The sequence below is a fragment of the Ruegeria sp. AB10 genome, assembly GCF_056542745.1.
In genome coordinates this window covers 1-23,241 of sequence record NZ_JBQGAI010000019.1, presented here as the reverse complement: position 1 = coordinate 23,241, position 23,241 = coordinate 1, and the positions used below count along the sequence as shown (strand labels likewise).

Annotated in this window: 14 protein-coding genes; 4 read left to right on the top strand and 10 right to left on the bottom strand. The window is 60.5% G+C overall.

The features are described from left to right. Nucleotides 1-61: 61 nt before the first annotated feature. Nucleotides 62-880: a sulfotransferase family protein gene (locus tag ACR0NT_RS19295; RefSeq protein ID WP_170447481.1), complete on the bottom strand. Its 819-nt coding sequence runs from the start codon at nt 878-880 to the stop codon at nt 62-64. A 141-nt stretch (nt 881-1,021) separates the two neighbouring features. Here ACR0NT_RS19295 and ACR0NT_RS19290 point away from each other — a divergent pair, with 141 nt between their 5' ends. Continuing rightward, entirely contained in the window at nt 1,022-2,599 is a 1,578-nt protein-coding gene (locus ACR0NT_RS19290) for a DUF5928 domain-containing protein (RefSeq protein WP_170674455.1), read from the top strand. Between the two features lie 35 nt (nt 2,600-2,634). On the opposite strand, the gene amaB is transcribed toward ACR0NT_RS19290, so the two are convergent. Both amaB and ACR0NT_RS19280 read right to left on the bottom strand, forming a co-directional pair. Then, nucleotides 2,635-4,146 carry an L-piperidine-6-carboxylate dehydrogenase gene (gene amaB, locus ACR0NT_RS19285; RefSeq protein WP_170674457.1) on the bottom strand — a complete coding sequence of 504 codons (1,512 nt, stop codon included), beginning with the start codon at nt 4,144-4,146 and terminating at the stop codon, nt 2,635-2,637. A 3-nt stretch (nt 4,147-4,149) separates the two neighbouring features. Further along, nucleotides 4,150-5,256, bottom strand: a complete 1,107-nt coding sequence (locus ACR0NT_RS19280; protein WP_170674459.1) for a saccharopine dehydrogenase NADP-binding domain-containing protein — start codon at nt 5,254-5,256, stop codon at nt 4,150-4,152. Between the two features lie 490 nt (nt 5,257-5,746). Between ACR0NT_RS19280 and ACR0NT_RS19275 the strand changes: the two genes are divergently transcribed. Next, entirely contained in the window at nt 5,747-9,337 is a 3,591-nt protein-coding gene (locus tag ACR0NT_RS19275) for a flavoprotein (RefSeq protein WP_170674468.1), read from the top strand. Here the strand turns inward: ACR0NT_RS19275 and ACR0NT_RS19270 are convergent. The 7 genes from ACR0NT_RS19270 to ACR0NT_RS19240 all read right to left on the bottom strand — a co-directional run bounded on the left by ACR0NT_RS19270 (nt 9,334) and on the right by ACR0NT_RS19240 (nt 19,768). After that, nucleotides 9,334-10,497 carry a hypothetical protein gene (locus tag ACR0NT_RS19270; RefSeq protein ID WP_170447492.1) on the bottom strand — a complete coding sequence of 388 codons (1,164 nt, stop codon included), beginning with the start codon at nt 10,495-10,497 and terminating at the stop codon, nt 9,334-9,336. The genes ACR0NT_RS19275 and ACR0NT_RS19270 overlap by 4 nt on opposite strands. 10 nt (nt 10,498-10,507) lie before the next feature. Continuing rightward, a complete protein-coding gene (locus ACR0NT_RS19265) occupies nt 10,508-13,777 on the bottom strand; it encodes an adenylate/guanylate cyclase domain-containing protein (RefSeq protein ID WP_170674470.1) in 3,270 nt (1,089 codons plus the stop codon). Nucleotides 13,778-13,933: 156 nt separating this feature from the next. Further along, nucleotides 13,934-15,208 carry an amidohydrolase family protein gene (locus ACR0NT_RS19260; RefSeq protein WP_170674472.1) on the bottom strand — a complete coding sequence of 425 codons (1,275 nt, stop codon included), beginning with the start codon at nt 15,206-15,208 and terminating at the stop codon, nt 13,934-13,936. An 8-nt stretch (nt 15,209-15,216) separates the two neighbouring features. After that, a complete protein-coding gene (locus ACR0NT_RS19255) occupies nt 15,217-16,158 on the bottom strand; it encodes an ABC transporter permease (RefSeq protein ID WP_170674484.1) in 942 nt (313 codons plus the stop codon). Further along, nucleotides 16,158-17,228 carry an ABC transporter permease gene (locus tag ACR0NT_RS19250; RefSeq protein ID WP_480443521.1) on the bottom strand — a complete coding sequence of 357 codons (1,071 nt, stop codon included), beginning with the start codon at nt 17,226-17,228 and terminating at the stop codon, nt 16,158-16,160. The genes ACR0NT_RS19255 and ACR0NT_RS19250 overlap by 1 nt, the downstream gene beginning before the upstream one ends. After that, complete coding sequence (locus ACR0NT_RS19245) at nt 17,228-18,739, bottom strand: ABC transporter ATP-binding protein (protein ID WP_170674474.1); 1,512 nt, start codon at nt 18,737-18,739, stop codon at nt 17,228-17,230. The genes ACR0NT_RS19250 and ACR0NT_RS19245 overlap by 1 nt, the downstream gene beginning before the upstream one ends. A 39-nt stretch (nt 18,740-18,778) precedes the next feature. Continuing rightward, nucleotides 18,779-19,768, bottom strand: a complete 990-nt coding sequence (locus ACR0NT_RS19240; RefSeq protein WP_170447503.1) for a BMP family protein — start codon at nt 19,766-19,768, stop codon at nt 18,779-18,781. A 416-nt stretch (nt 19,769-20,184) separates the two neighbouring features. On the opposite strand from ACR0NT_RS19240, the gene ACR0NT_RS19235 reads away from it, so the two are divergent. After that, entirely contained in the window at nt 20,185-20,871 is a 687-nt protein-coding gene (locus ACR0NT_RS19235) for a sugar transferase (protein ID WP_170447505.1), read from the top strand. 97 nt (nt 20,872-20,968) lie between these two features. Continuing rightward, nucleotides 20,969-23,104 carry a polysaccharide biosynthesis tyrosine autokinase gene (locus ACR0NT_RS19230; protein ID WP_170674476.1) on the top strand — a complete coding sequence of 712 codons (2,136 nt, stop codon included), beginning with the start codon at nt 20,969-20,971 and terminating at the stop codon, nt 23,102-23,104. The last annotated feature ends 137 nt before the right edge of the window (nt 23,105-23,241 follow it).

The following is a 23,241-nucleotide window of genomic DNA, read 5'->3' as shown; positions in this document are numbered from 1 at the left end:
CAACCAGAGGAGATGTCTCGTCAGAGACATTGACGATGGGCGGGAGCGCTCTGAAGCACGGTCAATCGCCGAGTTTGGCGTGAACCTCATCCAGATCAATTTCACCGATTGGCATCTTGTTTGCCGGGTTTTCGAAATCGTATTTGAACAGCTCGAAATCCTGTTTGTAGATTTCATAGACCAGATGCATCGACAGGTCGTCGAAATAATCCTCGACCGGATATGCCCGTTTGGGGCCGTGGCCTTCGGATTCGTTGAACCGGGGGATGTCTGCCAGATTCACCGCGTGCGGTGTTTCGAGATTGTCCAGAACACCCTGCATCCCGTCGTTGAACTTCTCGGTCCAGAAAACCCTGTCATACCGTCCACCATTTGCGATGAAGGTCGCGACATGCCCGGACATTGCCGACCAGTGGATGTCGGGGTCCATCGGCCTGCGCCAACGGATCGTATCCCGTGCGAACAGAAGAAAGCGGCGGAAGCTGGCGATCTGGTCGAACTCGCCCTTGCCGTCATCTCCCCCCACCTCGATCCCGTAATTGTAGATCAGCGTCGGAACCAGATTGCCGCGATAGCGTTTGCCGTTCCGCTGAATGCCGCAGATTTTGTCGAAGAATGAGCTTAGGATCCGCGTGTAGGGATTGCGCACGCAGGTAAAGGAATAGGACGCATGGTTGCGGATATTGCCTGAGATGCGATCCTGACTATGGTCGAACGCCCATTTGTGCATCCCGTCCTTTGCGTCGTGGATATCGCCATCAAAGAACCGGCCGTGATCCGAGTAATACATGATCTGCCCAATGGTCGAGCAGGCACATTTCGGCACAACACGGTAAACCATGCTTTCACTTTCGGTCATCCATGTACCGGGAAAACCCATCTGCAGTGCCTCCTCAACGGGTCAAGATTTGCCCTACGCGCCCGCTTTGGTTCTCAAACAATCAAAAATATTCTGTTTATTCAATCGCTCATCCTCAGTATCACGGATCAAACAGGCTAAAACGGACATCACTGATACGATATGGCAAGGATTGCCTATATTCTCTTGTGCCACAAAGACCCCGAAGCGATCATTGCCCAGGCCGAGCAACTGACCGCCGCCGGCGATTGCATGGCCATTCACTTTGACGCGCGCGCCAGTGCGGCAGCCTATGATCGCATTCGCACCGCGCTGAGGGACAATCCGAATGTTGCTTTCGCCGCCAAGCGCATCAAATGCGGCTGGGGCGAATGGTCTTTGGTGCAGGCAACGCTGAATGCGCTGCAGGCCGCCGTCGATGCCTTTCCCCGCGCCACGCATTTCTACATGCTATCCGGCGATTGCATGGCGATCAAAACCGCTGAATACGCTCATTGGTTTTTGGACGAGAACGACAAGGATTTCGTCGAAAGCCACGATTTCTTTGCCAGCAACTGGATCAAGACCGGCATGAAGGAAGACCGGCTGATCTATCGCCATTTCTTCAACGAACGCACCCAGAGCAAACGATTCTATACCTCATATGACCTGCAGAAACGCTTTGGCCTGACCCGCGACATCCCGGCGGATATTCAGGTCATGATCGGCAGCCAGTGGTGGTGCCTGCGCCGCCGCACGGTCGAGATGATCCTCGATTTTCTGCAACAGCGCCCCGATGTGAGGCGCTTTTTCGCGACCACCTGGATTCCGGATGAGACCTTTTTCCAAACCCTCGTCCGCCACCTGATCCCGAAGGAAGAGATCGAAAACCGCACCCCGACCTTCCTGATGTTCTCGGATTACGGGATGCCGGTGACCTTCTACAACGACCACTATGACATGCTGTTGGGGCAGGATTACCTGTTCGCCCGCAAGATCAGCCCCGAGGCGCATGAGCTGAAAGAGCGGCTGGGTGCGCTATACGCCAGCGAAGGGGTCGAATTCAAAATCTCGGATGAGGGCCGCAACCTTTATGGTTTCCTGACCGGGCGGGGCCGCGTTGGCCGCCGGTTCGGGCAACGGTTCTGGGAGGCGGGCAACACGCTGGGCCCCGAGCGCGAAATTTTTCTGATCGCCTGCAAGAAATGGCATGTGGCCAAGCGGCTGGTCGATCAGATCACCTCTGAGACGGATATCCCCTGCGTCGAATACCTGTTCAACGAAGAAGAAGCTCCCCTGCCCGATCTCGGCGGGATCGAGACGACGCTGCTGAAACGTTCCCGTCACCGGCGCGCGGTGGTGCGGATGTTGTTCAACCATTTCGGCACCGACAAGCTGGTGATCTGCGTCGATCCGGCCAATCTGGATATCATTGAGGATTTCTGCGCCGATCAGGCCAGGACCCATGTTCTGGAAATCGAGTGTGAATATTCCGACGAATACCTGATCGGTCACGCCCGCCGGGTGGGGCTGGCCGGAGAAAACAGCCCCACCGAGACGGTCGCGCGTCTGGTGCCGACGCTGCGCAACTCGATGACATACGAATCCGAACTGATCCGGGCGGCCGGGTTTGACGGGTATTTACGTATTCGGGAAACCAGCCCGCGCGCCGAAAACGAGGCCGCCGTGGCCGAGTTTCTGGGCGTATCAAAAGACACCGCACAAGCCGTGATGCGGCTGGATTACCTGTTTGCGGATTGACCCGGCGGCGCTGTAGCTGCCGCCGGGCCGTATGATCAGATGTCGAACTTGACGCCTTGCGCCAGCGGCAGTTCGTCTGAATAGTTCACGGTGTTGGTCTGGCGCCGCATATACGCCTTCCATGCGTCCGAACCGCTTTCGCGCCCGCCGCCGGTTTCCTTTTCGCCGCCAAAAGCACCACCGATTTCAGCGCCCGAGGGGCCGATATTGACGTTTGCGATGCCACAATCGGACCCGGCCGCAGTCAGGAATTGCTCGGCCTCGCGCATGTTCAGGGTGAACACGCAGGACGACAGGCCCTGAGGCACATCGTTCTGAATCTCGATCGCCTCGTCGAAATCACCGTACTCCATCACGTAGAGGATCGGGGCAAAGGTCTCGGTCTTCACCGTCGCGGTCTGGCCGGGCATCTCGACGATGGCAGGCTGCATGTAGACGCCAGCGGGCACGCCTTCGGTCACCTGGTCGCCGCCGAACACGGTGCCACCTTCGGCTTCAGCCGCTTTCAACGCTGCCGTCATGGCCGCACCCGAGGCTTCGTCCACCAGCGGGCCGATCAACGTACCCTCATCCAGCGGATTGCCGATGGGCAAACCGGCATAGGCTTTCTTCAGACGGCTCACCAGTTCCGAGCGGATCGATTTGTGCACGATCAGACGGCGCAGCGTGGTGCAGCGCTGACCGGCGGTGCCCACGGCCGAGAACACAATCGCCCGCACCGCCATTTCCAGATCGGCCGAGGGGCCAACGATCATCGCATTGTTGCCGCCCAGCTCAAGAATGCACTTGCCGAACCGCTGCGCGACGATGGGCGCCACCGCGCGGCCCATGCGGGTCGAGCCCGTGGCCGAGATCACCGGCACATCCTCGCTAGCTACCAGCGCCTCGCCCAGCGCGGCGCCGCCGATAAGGGTTTGCAGCAGGTGGTCAGGCGCGTCGCCAAACCGGGCCAGCGCACGTTCAAAGATCTTCTGGCAGGCCATCGCGGTCAGCGGGGTTTTCTCGGACGGTTTCCAGATCACCGTGTCGCCACAGACCAGCGCCAGTGCCGCGTTCCACGACCAGACCGCAACCGGGAAGTTGAAGGCCGAGATTACGCCCACCGGACCCGCCGGATGCCATGTCTCCATCATCCGATGGCCGGGACGCTCGGATGCGATGGTCAGACCGTATAGTTGCCGCGACAGGCCCACGGCAAAGTCACAGATATCGATCATCTCCTGCACTTCGCCCAAGCCTTCCGAGGTGATCTTGCCGGCCTCCCAACTGACCAGCGCGCCCAGATCGTCCTTGGCGGCGCGCAGTTCTTCGCCCAGCAGGCGGATCAACTCGCCGCGGCGCGGGGCCGGAACCGTGCGCCATGCCTTGAAGGCTGCTTTGGAGCGGGCAAAGACCGCATCCATCTCGGCGACCGGCGTCTCATGCACCTCGGCCAGCAGGCTGCCGTCGATGGGGGACCGCACGGCCAGAGTGCCGCCGGTCAGCTCCGCCTCGGTCAGGTCCAGATTTGCCAGTGTGGTTTGCGCAGTCATAACGATGTCTTTCATATCTCAGGCCGCCTTGTTCTGTTGGGTGACGTCACCGGCGCGATAGAGCCGGCCAAATTCGGTGTTGAGGAAATCGGACAGGTTCACCTGCTCCTGCCGGACAAACCCTGTGCTGGGCAGAGACCCCGTGCGCATCAGATCGACCACACCCAGAACGCCTGCTGCGGTGGTGACCTGAATGGCGCTCCAGACCTGGCCGTTGATCTCACGGGCAAAGCTCTTGTTGATCAGCGATTTCTCACGCAGGGAACCGTCGATCGTGCCTTTGGCCGTGCAATAGACCAGCACCACATCCTGATCGGTGCGCGGCAGGGCGGTCTCGAAAATGTCCTTAAGCAGATCGCGGCGGCGTTCCAGCCCCAGATCCTTGAGCAGCAGCTTCAGGATATCGCAATGGCCGGGATAACGGATCGAGCGATAGGACACCGCGCGCGCCTTGTCTTCCAGTGTTTCCGGCAACGTGCCCAGCCCGCCCGAGGTATTGAAGCATTCGTACTCCACCCCGTCATGGCCCAGCACCTCATAATCTTCCAGCGGCGCGGTCTTGACGCGCTCGCCGTTCACGATGGCATCGCACGGGTTGCAGTATTCGTTGATCAACCCGTCGGTGGACCATGTCAGATTGTATTTCAGTGCGTTGGTCGGATAGAGCGGCAGAGCGCCGACGCGCATATGCAGGCTGTCCAACTCGTCGAATTCCGAGGCCAGCGCCGCCCCGGCGATGCCAACAAAACCCGGCGCCAGACCGCATTGCGGCATGAAGGCGGTTTTGCTGTCCTCGGCCAGCTCACGCACCGCGTTGGTGGCGGCGACGTCTTCGGTCAGGTCAAAGTAATGCGCGCCCGCTGTCTTGGCGGCTTTGGCTATTTTGGGTGTTAGAAAGAACGGCGCCGCCGAGATGACGGCATCGAACCCGGCCAGCCCCTGCGCCAGCTGCGCCTCATCCCCCACATCAATCTGCCGGGTCGCAATGCCCTGCTTGTTGAGCACCGACAATGCGGCCAGATCGCGGTCCGCCACGGTGACCGAGTAATTGGGGGATGATTGCAGCAGGCTGGCAATCATTTGACCGATCTTGCCTGCCCCTATGACACAAATATTCCAGCTCAAAACGCGCCTCCTCTTTCGTCTATTGAAAGTATGGGGCGCGGGTTGTTCGATCCGCAGGGGGTATCTTGACGAAAACGTCGAAAGTTACGTCATTATGACGATACTTTCGTCATAATGACTCAGGCGATCCGCGCCATGCCAGATACGGCCATCTCAGAGCCGGCGCGGCGCTGGAACCAGCACGTAAGGCTCAGCGACTTCGGGGCGGGGAAAGGAGGACATGACATGTGGTTTGGCTTACGGCCAGACCCTTGGAAACTCGCATAGTCAAATCAACAACATCCGTGATTTTTGTGTCCAAATAAGCTACGGTACAGCCAATTGGGCCTATTTGTTCGCACAATTTCCTGCGTCCGCGCGGCCCGGCCAGCGCAGAACGCCCCGTCGGGCCGGTCATGAAATTCCGTGTGACCGCTGCGGCCTGACTTGGGCACAAGACACAGCGTTGGTTCTTTCAGCGTTTCACGGCTAAGTTCAGGGGGGAACAGACGTGCCTAAGGACCCGATTGAAAACACCATTTCCTTTACTCCAACCGAACCCGAATGGGCGTTGATACAGGACATCCTGCCTGCGGATGATCCGGTCGCCATCCGGCCGCATTTCGAATGTTTCGAAGTGGCCGAGGAAACGGTTCTGCCCTCGCAGGGCATGTATGTTGTGCTGGGCGGCGAGGTTCAGCTGCGCCAGGACGGAACGGTTCTGGCCACCGCCGATACCGGCGATTATTTCTATGAAGAACATCTTGAGATTTTTGACATCCCCGTCAGCCTCGAGGCGCTGGCCACGCCCGGCACCAAGCTGGCTTATCTGTCCTCCAACCACTGGTTCGAAATTCCGACCAAGGTGCGTGAGGCCTGTTACGACACATTGTTCGGCGATCTGGTCAGCGTGCATCTGCAGAACTTCCAGCAACCGATCAATTGCTGCAGCGTCACAGCGGCAGCGCTGAGCATGTCGGCGCTGGGGTTCAGCTGCGAGGTGAACGACATCTTCCGCGAATGCGGCCTGCCAACCTCATTCGTGGTGAATGACGGTATCTCGCTGGGCGAGCTCTATGACGTTGCCTGCACCTTCATTCACTCTCAGGGGCTGCGCGAGAAAGTGCAGGTTCAGGCCTATTTCATGGATGAGGCCACCACCTCGGTCGAGTTGTTGCTGGAGGCGATTGACGAATCCAACCGTCTGGGCGGCGACAACGACATTCTGGTGGCGAATTTCCAGGTCGGCGTGGCCCATGGCAAACCGAACATGCCGGGCGGGCATTTCGCCATCATCGCCAAATGCAATCCCAGCACCGGGCTGGTGCATATGATGGATGTGCACCCCGAGAAATACGGCAAGCTGTGGGTGACTACGGTGGATCGTATCTGGGCCGGAATGTCGGACCGCGACGGAACCTCGATGCGGTCGCGGGGTATCCTGCGGTTCTCGGCGCGCGAGGCGGTGAAGACCAACCTGCAGACACTGCAGCAGGACTGCAACTATGTCGACAGCACGCAGTATCTGGCCAAGGACCCCAAGAAACGGCGCAACCTGTTCCGGCGGGCCAGCCCGAATATGAACTCGCTGGGGGTGCTGGCCGAAAGCCTTGCGATTCTGGGCGATGCGCAGGTCGATGAAGACAAGCTGCTGATTGCGACGCAAACCAATTTCACCGACGCGCTCAGCCGGGTGTCCACCGCGAAAGAGATGCACGCGCTGGCGCAGCGCTATCTCAGCCAGTCGCCCGACGTGCATCTGGGCAGCACCTTCCACGGCTATTCCACCCGCACGGGCGCCGAGGACCAAGCGCCCGAGGATTGGTTCCGCGACAAGCTGCGCAGCCTGAACGAAGATCAGGACCGGCACCTGATGATCAATATCGACTTCAACAGGGTTCTGGGGTTCGAGGTCATCCGCCCGCCCGAGAACGTGTATCGCGAGACCGCCCTTCTGGAAGAGTTCTGGTGCCTTTGCATCGCCTATGACGAGGAAAGCGATCTGGTGACGGTGGTGGATATGAGCCCCGCCACCTCGCAGGTCTGGCAGGCGCCGCGCAGGCATATCTTCCGCGGCCTGCGCGACCTCAAGAACCCGGCGATGCTGGTGATCGAGGAACACGAGCCACCCGAAGACCCGACCGACGTTGCCCGCATCGTGGCGCGCCACCCGATTGTCATGTTCTATGCGGATGAGGACCCGTGGTCCTATATGCTGCGCAGTATTCTGGCCAATATCGGCATCACCAGCGTCAAGCTGATCGACATCGAAGGCCACGGGGCCAATGTGATGAAGATGCGGCGGCAGCTGAACGTGCTGACGGGCAAGGAAAAAGCACCCTACCTGTTCTTTCAGGGTGAATGTCTGGGCCGACGCACCGATATTGTCGACATGATCCTGAAAGGGCATTTGCAGGAACGCGTGCGCGAGGCTGGGCTGCCGGTTCTGCTGCGCCATGAATCCCCCAGCCTGGACAAGAACATCTTTGGCTATCCCAAGGGCGGGCTGACCGATGCGCCCACCGAAAAGCGCAACGTGCTGCTGTGTGCCTGCGGGTCCTCGGCGGCGGACAAGGTGCCGGAACTGGTGGAGCGGATCACCGCGGCCGGTCACAACGTGAAACTGATCCCCTCGGTTTCGGCCGAGAAATTCTTTCGCGATTTCGGCACCGAGAGGATCGAGAAATGCATCACCCACAATGACTATTACCGCGACGATGACGAATGGAACTTCCGCTATATCGAATTCGGAATGCCCCTGCGCGCCTCGCATCTGGCGCTGTGCGACTGGGCGGATTGCGTGATCGTGGCGCCGGTGACGTGCAACTCGATGGGCAAGATCGCCAACGGGATTGCCGACAACCTGCTGACCTCGGTCTTTGTGGCGTGGCAATACCGGAACAAACCGGCGATCCTCTGCCCGGCCTGCAACACCAACATGTGGAACAACGTCACCACTCAGCGGAATGTGGAAAAGCTGCGTGATCTGGGCATCGATCTGGTCGGCCCGCGCAAGGGGCGGCTGTCGAACGGCATGATGGGGATCGGCATGATGGCGACCCCGGACCAGATCATGGAGGTGCTGGACGAAGCCTTCGAAGAACTGGCCGATCAGGAGCACAATATCTGCAAATGGGCGCAAGAGGCCGCCGCCTCGGATGATATCGCGCAATGGGGCCGGGTGTTTCAGGCCATCGACACCGGCATGGCCGGGATCGACATCGTCGATGACAGCAATGGCGACACGCTGCTGCACTACGCGGCCGGTGGCGAAGGCGAGATGAACGACGATGGAATGGATCTGGGCAAGCCCGACCTTGAGGCCGCGCAGGCGCTGATCGACCGGGGCATCAATGTCAACGCCACCAACGATCATGGCTTTACCAGCCTGCATGTGGCGGTGATGAACAACTCGGTCGAGATGGTGGAAATCCTGCTCGGGGCCGCCGGGATCGACGCCAGTTCCTGCATTCACTTCCTGCAGAACCCGAACAACACCAGGGATCACAAACTCTCGGAAGAGATCGTCGGGATGCTGGACGACTGGGCCAACACCCACACCCTGACCGAGTTGGCGGAAGAGGACGAAAGCGATCTGATCGAGGATCGGGAAAAAACCTATCTCTATTTCACCTACGGCTCACTCAAGAAGGGCTTCCCCAACCACGATGCCCATACCGAGGTGCTGGACGATTTCGTGGGCGAGGCCATAACCCGCCAGCGCATGCCCCTGATCGTCCCGCACGAGCCGCATTGCGACAACCCCAACTGCGGTTTCCTGCACCGCATGGCTACGCTGGTCGACCAGAAAGGCCGCGGCAAGGCGGTGAAAGGCGAGGTTTATCGCGTCTCGTCCTCGGGGATGAAAGAGTTGGACAAGCTGGAAGGTTATCACGGCCCCAACGCGCCCGATAACGTCTATGTGCGCAAGCGGATCAACGTGCTGATCAATGGCGTGAAAAAACCTGCCTACACTTATGTGATCGCGCATCCGAGCAAGTATCTGGACCAATGGGAGCAGGGCACATCCGAGGTCATTGCGGAATACACGCTGGACATGGCCACGGGCACGCCCAAACCGGGCTATCAGCCACCGGCCTAGTTCTGCAGCTCGATCACGGCCTCATCCTCGGGCCCGGCCTTGAGGCTGAGGTTGTAGGCCGTGATCGCCACCATACACAGCAGGACAAAGGGCCAGAACGCGGCCTTGGGATACAGGTTGTCCTTGTAGTGGATGAACCGCAGCGAGGGCACCGCCTCGGACGCGAACAGGTAGGTATTGATCGAGACCGCCAGCAGCAGGAAGTACATCAGGAAAAAGAACGACTCCATGTAGATCACCGGCGATCCGGCAAAGCCTTCGCGCAGTTGCACATGGGCCAGCAGGATCACGAAGAACAGGACCGAGCAGGTGCCGATCACGCTGGAGGTGCTGAAATCGTGGCGTTCCACCAGATTGGGACGGCGGGTGACGGTCATCACGGCACCGAACAGCAGCATCGTCACCACGATCAGCGGGATCATGTGGACGATGAAGGCATTCCCGAAGTTCCGCTTGATGACGAAGTTATAGTGTAATTCGGGCAGGTTGGTCTGGAACTCGTTTTCTCCGATGCCCAGCGTGGTATCCAGATCGGACTGGCGATAGTCGAAATAGGTGTTTTCGCGCTCCCATGTGCCCATGACGATACGGGGATCAATGCCAAAGATGTCCTCGGGGCCGGTGGCGGGATAGGCCGAAAAGTCCGGTATTAGAGCCACATTTACGTCAAACTCACCGGGCCAGAACCGCACCCAGACGGTTTTGTGGTCGAACGGATAGCTGGTGTAGTCAAAGCTCTGCCGCAGGGTCTGTTCGAAATACCAGCCGATCAGTTCCGACCCGTCCTGGTCCATGCGATAGACCTCTTCGATCAGACCATTCGCGGCGTCTGTGGCCTCGGGCAGGATGAACCCCACCTCGCCCTCGGCGGGTTTGATGGCGTCATGAATGCCGTCTCCGTAATGCTGCCAGATATAGCCGCTGACATGCACGTCGCTGGCGCCGATAAAGCTGAAGGATTTGATGAAAATGCCGGTCTTCACCCGGTATTCCGGCGCGTTCCCCAGCTTTTGCAGATACTCATCGACCGAGGCCTGATCCGGCAGCTGCGTCGGGTCACCCTCGAAATGGTTCAGCGCGACCAGAAGCCTGAAGAGCAGCACCGCAAGACCAAAGGTCAGGGCACCGGAAATCCACCAAACCTTCTTTTCGATGCTCATTCAGCCCCTCTCATGACGTGGTCCAACTGCCGACCAGAGACTGAGTGATGCCCATCTCAGCAAACCGCGCGCCCAGCGCGTCAAAGTCTTCATGCGCGGACATGGGAATGCCCCATCCGCCACACGCGGCCAGTACCTTTGCGTGCTGAATCGACAGATCGACCATCGGCAAGGGTTCTTCGGCTGTGAACTTGGCCAGAGCATCCGCGTATTCCGTGGCCCTGTCCCATTCCTGCCGCGCCAGCATGACGGCGCTGGCATCGGGGTAGAAATGCAGATGGCTATGCCCCACACAGCCCTCGGCAATGATCTGAGCGCCCAGTTTCAGGTGCTGATCCTGTTTGTTAGGGTCTGTTTCTGCCATGGCGAGCGCGGACAGCGCCTTTGGCCCCACGAAGTTGCGGCCATGTTCCAAGGCGATGTCCACGGCGTGCTGCCCGGTCTCACGCGCCTGATCCAACTGCCCCGCATAAACCTGCGTGCGGGCCAAGTGCTCCAATGCCTGTGCCTCCAGCCGCTTGGCGCCCACGCGGTTGGCGATCTCGGCGGAAACGGTGAAGGTCTCCAGCGCCTGATCCAGTTCGCCCAGGAAGGTGTGCGCCACACCCAGACAGGTCTGCGCCACACATTCCGGCACAAAGGCAAAGTACTTTTGCGAAACCTCGATGGCCTCCTGCGCATCCCGCTTGCCCTGCGCCACATCACCGGTATAGCTGCGCGCCACGCTGAGATTGTGCAGGTTCGCCGCCAGATCCCGCACCAGCCCCTTTTCGCGCGCCCGTTCGACCGCCTGCGTGTAGAAGCCGGTGGCGGTCTGCATCGTCGCGTTCATGAAATTGGCATCGCCAAACCCGCTGAGCGCACCAACCTCCAACCGGGCCGATTCCAGCTTTCTGGCCAGTGTTAGAGCCTTTTCGTTGCTTTGCAGCGCATCCTCGACCCGGCCCAGCGGGAAATAGACATTGCCGCGCACATAGTTGATCTGGGCAATGTCGCGCTCGGACCCGCACCGCTCGGCCGCAACCTCGGCGGTGTCGAGGCTTTGCAGCGCGTCCTTGTACAAGCTGGCCTGCCGCGCCGCCTGCGCCAGCCCGATATGGGCCCGGCTGACCTGTTCATCGGTCTCGGCCAGATCGGCGGCCTCTTTGAACTCGCGCAGGGCCTCATCCGACAACCCCTGCAGGCGATGTGTTTCGCCCCGCGCACAGAACAGATCGAACCGCACCCCGGACGGGGCAGGCAGTTCCAGCGCCCGTTTGATCAACGGGCTGGCATCGTCGAATTGGAAGGCCTGGATCAGGTTTTCGGCGGCGTCCAGATAGGCTTGGGCGGCGTTCGTCGCGCCTGCCCGGTCCAGATGCTGCGCCCGCAGGGTGGCATCACGGTCTTCAAACCACTTCGCGGCCTGACGATGCAGCCGCGCGCGTTCCGATTTCACCAGCGTCGCGTAAGATCCGTCGCGGATCAGGGCGTGGGCAAACATCAGTTCGGTCCCGGCCTCGCGGATCAGGGCCGAGCGGATCAGGGTAGATACATCCAGATGCCCCTCGCCCAAAATAAAGTTCAACACCTCGGGCGAGAACCGCTGGCCCAATACCGAGGCCGCCTGAATCGCTGCCCGGCTGGACCGGTCCAGCGCATCCAGCCGCGACTGCACGATGCCCTGAATGCTGCCGGGAACGGATTCGCGTTTCAGTACATCGATATTGCGCAAGAGCTGTTCCAGAAACAGCGGATTACCCCCGGCGCGCTGCACGCAGGCATCCAGAAGCTCGGGGTCGATGCCGGTGAACTCCTCGACCAGTTGCCGGGCCTGATCCTCGCCCATCGGCGCCAGTTCCAGTTTCGAGATCAGCGCGCCATCCGTGTTCATCTGCCATTCGCGGTTGATCGGGTCGCCCTCGACGCGGCTGGTCATCAGCAACACGCAGGGCAGATCGCGCGTGGTCGCAGCGATATGGGCGCAGGCCGTCAGAATATCCGGTGCGGCCCAGTGAATATCCTCGATCTGGATCAGCATCGGCGCATCACGGCTGCGCGCGGCGATCAGCTCATCAATCACCTGCCGCCGTCCGCGCTGACGGGTGGCATTGTCCATCACCGCATAGACCTCGGCCAGTCCGGGGTCTTGCCCCAGTTCCAGCAGCGCGTTCAGATGAGTAGCGTTCGACGGCGAGACCCAGCCCTTGCCCACCGCCTCCTGCGCCATCGCCGCGCAGGTGGCGGCGTCATCGGCGGCCTCAAGCCCCAGAATGCTGCGCGCAACGGATTGAATGGCCGAGTGCCCCTCACGCGCACCAAAATCCATCACGACGCCATTGTGGATCGCGTATCCAAGACCACCGGCCATCTCGGCCACCTGTTCAGACAGGTGGGTCTTGCCGATCCCCGGTTCCCCCAGAACGATATGGACCTCGCCCTTGCCATGCTTCTGACAGCGGTCGAATGTGGCCGAGAACAGCGACAACTCGCGCTCGCGCCCGACAAAGCGGTGCCGACGCGACCGGATGTTGCGTGCCAATCGGTCCAGCCGCCACAGCTCGACCGGTTCATTCAGGCCCTTGATGTCCTTCTTGCCCATGCTCTCACCGACAAAAAGCGGCCCTAACGCGCGCTGAATGTCGTGTGAGACAAAGGTCTCGCCGGGCACGGCCATGTCGGTGATACGCGAGGCCAGATTCACGCCATCGCCGGTCACCGTGTATTCCGTATGCGCCTGACTGCCCGTCGTGCTGGCGATCACCTGACCCGAGGCGATACCGATATGGCACGACACCGGCGGGTTCAGGCTGGGCAGAACCGCGTGAATCTCCAGCGCCGCGCGGGCCGCGCGTTCGGTGTCGTTGGTGTGGGAAATCGGCGCCCCAAACACGGCCATGACCGCGTCACCGATATGCTTGTCGATCCGGCCGCCGAATTTCTCGACCACGTGATCGACCTTGGCAAAAAACGCGTTCAGCAGCGCGTGCATGTCCTCGGCGTCCAACTCGCTGGTCAGACGGGTAAAGCCGGTGAGGTCGGCAAACATGACGGTGACCTGCCGTTTTGCGGGTTCGGGCGGGGTGTCGGGTTCATAGGGCTGCACGGCTTCGACCGTCTCAAGCTCGGCAATCGCGCGCAGCAGCCTGCGGCGGTCTCCGACAGCGGTCACTCCGATTTCGATCAGGTCTTCGCCCGTCAGGTCGGGCAGAATTGCGAAATCAATTTTGTTATCCAAAAAGGCCTGCGCGTATTCAGAAAGTCCAAGCGCGCCCAGCCAGTCCCTAAGGTCCTGAGACATGTCGCCCCTCTGAAGCCCCCTTACTTCAGAGTCAGACCTAGCACAGCAGACCCCTTTGAGTCTGCAATAGTTAACGAAATTAATGTTTATGTCCGCCCATATGCCTGAGATCGGGGCACTCGACCTTTTGGCCTTCGGGCTAAGCGCCCGAAAACTTCACTTGCGTGTCTCGTCCAGAACACTTCGTTCCCCGGACAGGGTCAGCTCGTAACTCATCGGGTTGGACCGCGCGATCACACGCCCTTTGCGCACCACGGCCAACCGGTGGGCGCGCAGCCGGATCGCCTCGATCCGGTCGGTGGCCTGCAGCAGCACGAAATTGGCGGCACAGCCCTTGGCGACGCCATACCCCTGCAACCCCATGATCCGGGCCGAGTTTTCGGTGACCGCATCGAAACACCACGCCATATCGGCGCGGCTAGACAGCTGCCCCACATGCAACCCCATGAAAGCCACGTCCAGCATGTCAGCCTTGCCCAGCGAATACCACGGATCCATCATGCAATCCGAGCCGAACCCAACCGTGATCCCGGCATCGCGCAGCTCGCGCACACGGGTCTGGCCGCGACGTTTGGGATAGCTGTCGTGACGGCCCTGCAGCATGATGTTGATCAACGGGTTCGGGATCGCGTGCACCCCGGCCTCAACCATCAGCGGAATCAGCTTCGAGACATAATAATTGTCCATCGAATGCATCGAGGTCAGATGCGACCCCGCAACCCGGCCATTCAGATCCAAACGTTGGGTTTCATAGGCAAGGGTTTCGATATGGCGGCTTTGCGGATCATCGCTTTCGTCGCAATGCATGTCGACCATCAGCCCGCGCTCGGCGGCGATTTCACACAGCAGGCGCACGGATTCCGCCCCGTCGGCCATGGTGCGTTCGAAATGCGGGATGCCGCCCACCACATCCACACCCATATCCAGCGCACGGAGGGTGTTTTGCATCGCGGTCGGGTCGCGCAACACGCCGTCCTGCGGGAAGGCGACCAATTGCAGATCCAGATACTCCTTCACCTGCTCGCGCACCTGCAACAGCGCCTGCACGCCCTTGAGTTCATCATCGCAAGTATCCACATGGCTGCGGATCGCGCCGATGCCCTTCGCCACCGCCAGTTCGCAATAGCGCAGGGCGCGGGCGACGATGTCATCGACCGTCTGGATCGGTTTCAGCTCTCCCCACAGGGCAATCCCTTCCAGCAAGGTGCCCGAGACATTCATCCGTGGATTACCCAGTGATAGAGTCGCATCCATATGAAAATGCGGATCGACAAATGGCGGTGAGACCAGCTGTCCTTCAGCGTCGATCACCTCAGCCGCTTCGGCAGTGATCCCGGCCTCAACAGCGGCAATCTGGCCGTTGGCACAGGCGATGTCCATGCCGGTCTGGCCATCGGGCAGAGTGGTATTCTTGACGATTAGATCGAACATGGCGGCTCCTATCGTTGGCCTTTGAACCAGGGGGTAAGCAATGCGCGCGGATAATCCGCCGACCGCGCGGCGACGACAAGCGCGATGATCGACAGGATATAGGGCGCCATCAGGAACACCTGTCCGGGAACCAGCGCCCCCATCTCGGTCTGCAACCGCACCTGCAGCGCATCGAAGGCGCCAAACAGCAGCGCCCCCATCAACGCCTTGCCGGGGCGCCAGCTGGCAAAGATCACCAGCGCGATGCAGACCCAGCCGCGCCCGTTGACCATGCCAAAGAAAAAGGCGTCAAAGGCGCTCATGGTCAGGAAAGCTCCACCCAGTGCCATCAGAGCCGAGCCCGCAACGATCGCTCCGATCCGCAGCCCATAGACCGATAATCCTTGCGCATCGACACTGTCCGGATTGTCGCCCACGGCCTTGATCGCCACACCCAGCGCGGTGCGGTTCATCACGTACCAGACCACAGCCACCATCAGCAGCGCCAGCCAGGTCAGGGCGGTTTGCTGGAACAAAACAGACCCTAAAAAGGGTAAATCGGACAGAACCGGCAAGTCCAGCGGCTGGAAAGGTTCAATGCGAGGCGGTGAGGACACATTTGGCAGCGCCGTACGATAGGTGTAGTAACTGACCGAGGTGGCAAACAACGTGATCCCCAGTCCTGAGACATGTTGCGACAGCCCAAGCGGCACCGTCAGGATCGCGTGCAACAGGCCAAAAAACGCCCCGGCAAGCGCGGCAACCAGCACTCCGCCCCACAGACCCGCACCCAGCCAAACCGCCATCCAGCCACACATGGCACCGACGACGAAAATCCCCTCGATCCCGAGGTTCAGCACGCCCGCCCGTTCGCAGATCAGCGCGCCCAACACGCCAAAGATCAAAGGTGTTGCGATACGCAGGGAGGCCGCCCAAAAGCTTTCGCTGACCAGAATGTTGAGAATGTCCATCATGACGCCACCCTCGAGGTGCTGGCACGGACGATGCGATAGCGGGCAAAAAATCCGCCGACCAGCACGCAAAGCAGTGAGACGGAAACCACCAGATCGGCGAGGAACGAGGATACGCCCATGGCGCGGCTCATACTGTCGGCGCCCACAAACACGGACGCGATGAACAGTGCCGCAATGACCACGCCCACCGGCGACAACCCCGCCAGCATCGCCACGACAATGCCGGTATAACCGAAGCCGGGCGACAGGTCGGCGGTCAGATAGCCCTTGAGCCCCGCAACCTCGCTGACCCCCGCCAGACCGGCCAGCCCGCCCGACAGGATGGCCACACCAAACAGCGAGCGGTTCACGTTGATCCCCGCATGACGCGCGGCGGCGGCGTTTTCTCCCACCGCCCGCAACCGGAACCCCCAGACCGAACGCGCCAGCATGAACTGGGCCAATCCAGCCAGTATCAGGGCCACAATCAGCCCCGAATGCACCCGCATCCGATCCATCAACGGCGGCAGCATCCCCCGATCCAGGACCGGCGCCGATTGCGGCCAACCCAGGCTCATCGGGTCCTGCAACGGCCCTTCCAACATCATCTGCACAAAGATCAGAATGATGAAGTTCAGCAGCAGCGTGGTCACCACCTCATCCGCGCCGAACCGCGTTTTCAGATAGGTCGGCGCAACCATCCCTGCAGCCCCCGCCGCCGCGCCCAGCAGAACAATCAGCGGCAACAGCAGGATACCGGACACATCCAGCACGCCGGACCCGATCGCCACAGCGGCCATAGCGCCGAGATACAACTGCCCCTCGGCCCCGATATTCCACAGCTTGGCGCGAAAGGCCAAAGCCGCTGCAAGGCCGGTGAAGATCAGCGGCGTGGCGCGGGTGAGCACTTCGGAAAAGGCAAAAACAGAGCCAAACACGCCGCGAAACATCTCGGCATAGGCTGTAATCGGGTTGGCCCCGGCGGCCAGCAGGGGAATGGCAGCAAAGCCCAGAGCGATGACAGCAGACAGGATTGGTACGCCCAGCGTAAAGGCGCGCGACTGGGTCTGCCGTGGTTCGATGCGGATCATGCCGGTTCTCCTGCCATCATCAGACCGATCTGTTCCCGGTCGCGGCTGGGGGCCTCGTGCAACTCTCCGTCGCGGATGACCACGATCCGATCAGCAAGGCCCAGAATTTCGTCGAGGTCTTCAGAAATCAACACCACCCCCGCACCCCGTTCGCGGGCCTCCAGCAAACGCCGCCCGACCTCGGCCGCAGCCCCCATGTCCAGACCGCGGGTCGGTTGGTTGGCCAGAATCAGGTCAGGTGACCGGTCAAACACGCGCGCGAGGATGAGCTTCTGGATATTGCCCCCGGACAACAGCCGCGCAGGGGCCTCAACGCCCGGCCCGCGCACATCGTAAGCCTTGGCCAGTCGTTCGGCGTTTTCGGAAATTGCCTCGCGTCGCAGCAGGCCCCGCGATTGCACGTCGCCATTATCCAGCCGCTCGATGATCATGTTCTCGGCCACACTCATTGCGCCGACGATACCTTCGTGGTGGCGATCTTCGGGAATACGGCCAACGCCCGCTCGCACCATCGCAGCAGGGCTGGGGGTGCCGATTTCGACGCCATTCACCTGTATTAGACCCTTTGTTGGCCGCACCAGGCCCGAAATTACATTGGCCAAACCGCTCTGCCCGTTACCCGACACCCCGGCAATCCCGAGGATTTCATGCGCGTGCACCGTCAGATCAACCCCGTTAAGCGTGTCGCGGTTGGATCGGCCTGCGACCGACACGCCCGACAGGGCCAGCACCGGTGCACCTGGCGTCATCGCGGCACCTGCCAGGTCCGGCGTATCCGCCCCGACCATCATCCGGGCGATGGATTTCTCATCCGCCTCCGAGGTCGCCATCTCACCCACTTTCCGGCCATGGCGCAGAACAGCGATCCGGTCGGAAAAGGCAAGAACCTCGCGCAGCTTGTGGCTGATGAAGATGACCGACAGCCCCTCGGCCGTCATCATGCGGATATTTTCGAACAAGGTGTCGGCCTCTTGCGGGGTCAGCACGGCGGTGGGTTCGTCCAACACCAGTATCCGCGCCTGCCGATAGAGCGCCTTGAGGATCTCGACCCGCTGCCGTTCCCCAACCGACAGCCGTCCAACCGGCGCATCCAGCGGCGCAGTCAGGCCACTTTGGGTGATGATCTCTTCGACCTTGCGCCGCGCTGCGCGCCGGTTGCGGCGCAGGGCGAACAAGGGTTCGGCCCCCAGGGTGATATTGTCCAAAGCCGAGATATTCTCGGCCAGCGTGAAATGCTGGTGCACCATGCCGACCCCTGCGGCCAACGCCACCTGCGGATGGCCCAGCGGCAGCGGTCGCAAAACACCCGCCTCGTCAGCGACTTCAATAGACCCTGAATCGGGCAAATAATGCCCAAACAGCATATTCATCAGCGTGGTCTTTCCCGCGCCGTTTTCGCCCAGCAAGGCCAGGACCTCACCCTTGTTCAGGGTCAGGCTGACATCGTCATTGGCGATGACCGGGCCGAAATGCTTGCTCAGCCCGTTGAGCTTGAGAACTGTGGTCATGGGGAAAGCGGGCCGGAGCAGGGACCGGCCCGAGTGCCATCAATTGTCCGAGACCGGCCGGTCATCGTTGACATTCACGCGGAACAGACCGTCCAGAATCTCTGCCTGGCGCGCGTTCACCGCTTCGAGCACATCAGCCGGAACCAGTTCCTCATCCAGAACCATCGAGCCGCCGCCATAGCCCATAAAGCTGTACTGGCCGTAATCTGCGGCCTCGAACGAACCACCGGCGACATTGGCGATCGCTTTGTCGATGGTTGGCTCCATATGCCACAGGGCCGAGGCCATGATCGTGCCGGGATAGTCGCCTGACGTGTCGATGACATTGCCCACAGCCTTGACGCCGCGTTCAACCGCCGCATCCGATACGCCAAAGCGTTCCGCATACATGATGTCCGCCCCCGCATCCATCATCGCGATGGCGCTTTCCTTCGCCTTGGGCGGGTCATACCAGCTGTCGATAAAGGTCACGAGGAAGGTGACGTCCGGGTTCACCTCGCGCGCGCCGTCCATGAAAGCGTTCATCAGCCGGTTGACCTCGGGGATGGCGTAACCGCCGACCATGCCGATCACGTTTGATTCCGTCGCGGCGCCGGCCACCATTCCGGTCAGGTAGGACGGTTCATGAATCCAGTTGTCAAAGACCGAGAAATTGGGCGCCACCGGGCCAAAGGACGATCCCATCAGAAACGCCGTATCCGGATAGTCCTTCGCCACCTTGCGGGCGGCGCGTTCCAGACCGAACACCTCGCCCACGATCAGCTGCGCGCCCTGTTCGGCATATTCGCGCATCACGCGCTCATAGTCTGTGTTGGCCACGTTTTCCGAGAACACATATTCAATGTCGCCCCGCTCGGCCGCCGTATTCAGGGCCTTGTGGATGCGGCTGATCCATTGCTGTTCCACCGGCAACGTGTAAATCGCCGCCACCTTGACTGTTTCTGCTGCCGCCAGCCCGGCGGAATACAATGTTGATGCCGCTGCGACCGCGGCCAGCAGCACTCTGCGCGTTAACGTTCTTTTGGTCATATCTCTCTCCTGTGTGGCGGGATGGCAGCATTTTTTTACTGTTCAGTCAATTTTTTCATGCGCTTCCACAGGAAGTTCGATCAAGTCGCAGCACCTTTGACCGATTTTTGGACAGCTCCGTCCTGCGACCGTCAACGGCGTGGGATCGCGTGTCACAGCCTTGCCATTGGGCACCGGCTGGAAAGTCCAAATTGGGCTTGCGTAACTCAACCTATGATTGTATTTCGGTGGAGTGCGAGTTTTACTTTTGCCGGAAAACTGCGGCACCCGGGCAACAATTGTGCAGATGCAGAATAAATCCACCCGAGGATATATTTTCCATCTTAAGTTTTTTACATCGCGGGTTTATCCGGGACGCCGTTTGATTGCTTGTTTAAGCGGTAACAGCTGCGCTCAGATCTCAGGGTAATTTTGCGATGTTGGATTTTGCCTCTTCCACGGCTTCACAAAACAGGCCTGCGGATCAGCCAGCTCCGGATGCGGCACCATCAGGCCTGTACCCGGGTCTGGGCAAGCGGGTCTTTGACATCGTGTTTGCCTTGCTGCTTCTACCGGTCGTTGCGCCGATCATTGCGCTGCTTTGGTGCATTGTACGCCTTGACGGCGGTCCTGGCTTTTTCGGTCATACCCGCGTGGGCAAAAATGCCAAGCCCTTCAAATGCTGGAAGATTCGCAGCATGGTGGTGGATGCCGAAACGCGTCTTCATGCTTATCTGGACGCCAATCCCGACGCCGCAGCCGAGTGGGAACGCGACCATAAACTGACCGACGATCCGCGCATCAACCGGCTGGGGCACATCCTGCGCAAGACCAGCCTGGACGAGCTGCCGCAAGTCTGGAACGTGCTGAAAGGCGAGATGAGCTTTGTCGGCCCGCGCCCCGTTGTGGCCATTGAACTGGTCAAATACGGCAGCTCCGCTTCAGCCTATCTGGCGCAGAAACCGGGGATCACCGGGCTGTGGCAGATCTCGGGGCGCAACGATATCAGCTACGCCGAGCGGGTGTCGCTGGATGCCGCCTACCTGACCCGCTGCAGCTTTCTCAGCGACGTCAGGATCATCTTTCTGACCGCTTCGGCGATGTTTCTAAGAACCGGGCGGTAACCCGGCGCACGGACCTTTATTCTTGCTTTGTGACCGTGTAGAGAGCAGCGGCGCACGCGTTTGGCGTGTGTTTGGCATTTGGGATCGTATATTTGATATGAAGCAGTCTCCGATACAGGACGCGCAGTTCAAGACGAACCGGTCCCCGGCAAATGACGCGCCGCAAGATGACGTCATCGACCTGAGCGCCTTGGTGGCAACGCTGTGGCGTGGCAAATGGATTATTAGCCTGACCACCACCCTCGCCATTCTGGTCGGAGCCTTCTATGCCTTTGTCGCTGCCGTCCCGATCTACAAATCCTCTGCCGTGGTCATGCTGGAAACCGAGCAGGCCAGCGTGATCGACCTGCAAAGCGTCGTGGGCGGCTTGGCCGGTGACACCGCCGAGGTCAATTCCGAGCTTGAAGTGCTGCGGTCCCGCGGCCTGATGGGCAAGGTTGTCGACAAGCTGGACCTCGTCTCGGACCCGGAGTTCAACGAAGAGCTCGTGCCCGTCTCGGCGCTGGAAGGGGTCAAGCAGTTTATCCAATCCCTGTTTGGCGCCAATCCCGACGCGGGGCTGGTCCCCGAGGATCTGGCCAAGCAGCAGATCCGGGACGATGTGATTACCGCGCTGCTCGAAAATGTATCGGTGCGCAACGTGCCGCAAAGCCTGGTATTCGAAGTGACCGCCGAGACGGAATCGGCGCGCAAATCGGCCCTGATCGCGGACACCATTGTCGAGCTTTACGTCCTGAACCAGATCGAAGTGAAATTCGAGGCCACCGAACAGGCGACCGCCTGGCTGACCGATCGTGTGGCCGAGTTGCAGATCGATCTGGAAACCGCCGAAGCGAAGGTCAACGACTTCAATTCGACAACCGCGCTGATCTCTCCCGAAGCGCTGCAATTGCAGGAAGTGCAGCTGAAGGATCTGCGCGAACGCAGCACCTCGGCCGAAGCGACCCGCGCCGCGGCACAAACCCGGTATGAAGCCTTGAGCGCCGCCGACAGCCGCGCGGCCCGGGCCGAGGTCAGCCAGGACCCGCAACTGCAACGTCTGCTTGGCCAGATCGACAGCTCCGACACCGGTGAGGCCGCCTTTGACACCGCCTTCCAGCGCTTGGTTGCGCGAACCGCGCTCGAAGCCCAACGGGCGACGCAACAGGTTCAGGCGCTGACGCTGTCAGCCGAAGAACTGGGCCAGAAGATCGCGCAGCAAAATGCGGATTTGATCACGCTGCAGCAGCTGGTCCGCGAGGCCGAAGCCGTTCGGCTGCTCTACGAATATTTCCTGGCCCGGCTGAAAGAGACATCAGCGCAAGAAGGCATCCAGAAAGCGGACAGCCGGCAATTGTCGCGCGCCGTGATACCGGGCAAGCCGTCCGAGCCGAAAAAGTCCCTGATCCTTGCCCTTTCGGCCATTTTGGGCCTGATGCTGGGGGCCGGTATCGTGTTGCTGGCCGAGGCCCGACGCAAAGGCTACCGCTCGGCGCAGGAGCTGGAGCGCAAGACCGGGTACAGCGTTCTGGGTCAGATTCCCGTCTTTCCCGCCCGCGGACGCCGCAAGGTGCTGGAGTATCTCGCCGAAAAGCCCTCGTCCGCCACGGCCGAGGCCGTGCGCAACCTGCGTACCTCGCTGATGTTATCCAATGTGGACCGCCCGCCGCAGGTTGTGGTGATCACCTCTTCTTTGCCGGGCGAAGGCAAGACAACGAACGCGCTGGCGCTGGCGCAGAACTTTGTCGGGATCGGCAAAAAGGTCCTGCTGGTCGAGGGAGATATTCGGCGCCTGACCATGACGGCACAATTGCAAGGTGCGCCCCAGAACGGGATTGTTTCGGTTCTGGCCGGGGACGCAACGGCGCATGAGGCCATCTTTCAGGACCCTCTGCTGGGCTGTGACATACTGGCCGGCGAGAAGACCTCGGCCAATGCGGCGGACCTGTTTGCATCGGAACGGTTCCGGCAGTTCCTCGAGGACATGCGCCAGCAATATGACGTCATCCTGATCGACACGCCGCCGACCCTGCTGGTGTCGGACGCGCGCCTGATTGCGCGCAATGCGGATGCGGTGCTGTTGACCGTCAAATGGAATGACACGTCCGAACAGGACCTGACCGAAGCGATGCGCCTGTTCCAAACCGACAATCAGCGCCTGACCGGTCTTATTCTGGGTCAGATCAATGTGCGCGGTGCGCGGCATTACGGGTATTCGTACGGCAGCTACGCCGAAACGTATTACAACAACTAAAAAACGCGCCCGTTTTCCGTTTTGTGAGCGGCGCGTTTTTATCGTTGTGTCTAGGTGATTTTAGTTTGTGCTGACGGTGCTGGTTGTGGTTGTGCTGTTTGAGGAACCGCCGCCGCCTGCGGCTGCGAGGCCTGCGG

Excerpts from the sequence above, each read along its gene's own strand:
- ACR0NT_RS19295 (WP_170447481.1), bottom strand. The coding sequence starts at position 880 with ATGGGTTTTCCCGGTACATGGATGACCGAAAGTGAAAGCATGGTTTAC.
- ACR0NT_RS19290 (WP_170674455.1), top strand. The coding sequence starts at position 1,022 with ATGGCAAGGATTGCCTATATTCTCTTGTGCCACAAAGACCCCGAAGCG.
- amaB (WP_170674457.1), bottom strand. The coding sequence starts at position 4,146 with ATGAAAGACATCGTTATGACTGCGCAAACCACACTGGCAAATCTGGAC.
- ACR0NT_RS19270 (WP_170447492.1), bottom strand. The coding sequence starts at position 10,497 with ATGAGCATCGAAAAGAAGGTTTGGTGGATTTCCGGTGCCCTGACCTTT.
- ACR0NT_RS19265 (WP_170674470.1), bottom strand. The coding sequence starts at position 13,777 with ATGTCTCAGGACCTTAGGGACTGGCTGGGCGCGCTTGGACTTTCTGAA.
- ACR0NT_RS19260 (WP_170674472.1), bottom strand. The coding sequence starts at position 15,208 with ATGTTCGATCTAATCGTCAAGAATACCACTCTGCCCGATGGCCAGACC.
- ACR0NT_RS19255 (WP_170674484.1), bottom strand. The coding sequence starts at position 16,158 with ATGGACATTCTCAACATTCTGGTCAGCGAAAGCTTTTGGGCGGCCTCC.
- ACR0NT_RS19245 (WP_170674474.1), bottom strand. The coding sequence starts at position 18,739 with ATGACCACAGTTCTCAAGCTCAACGGGCTGAGCAAGCATTTCGGCCCG.
- ACR0NT_RS19240 (WP_170447503.1), bottom strand. The coding sequence starts at position 19,768 with ATGACCAAAAGAACGTTAACGCGCAGAGTGCTGCTGGCCGCGGTCGCA.
- ACR0NT_RS19235 (WP_170447505.1), top strand. The coding sequence starts at position 20,185 with ATGTTGGATTTTGCCTCTTCCACGGCTTCACAAAACAGGCCTGCGGAT.
- ACR0NT_RS19230 (WP_170674476.1), top strand. The coding sequence starts at position 20,969 with ATGAAGCAGTCTCCGATACAGGACGCGCAGTTCAAGACGAACCGGTCC.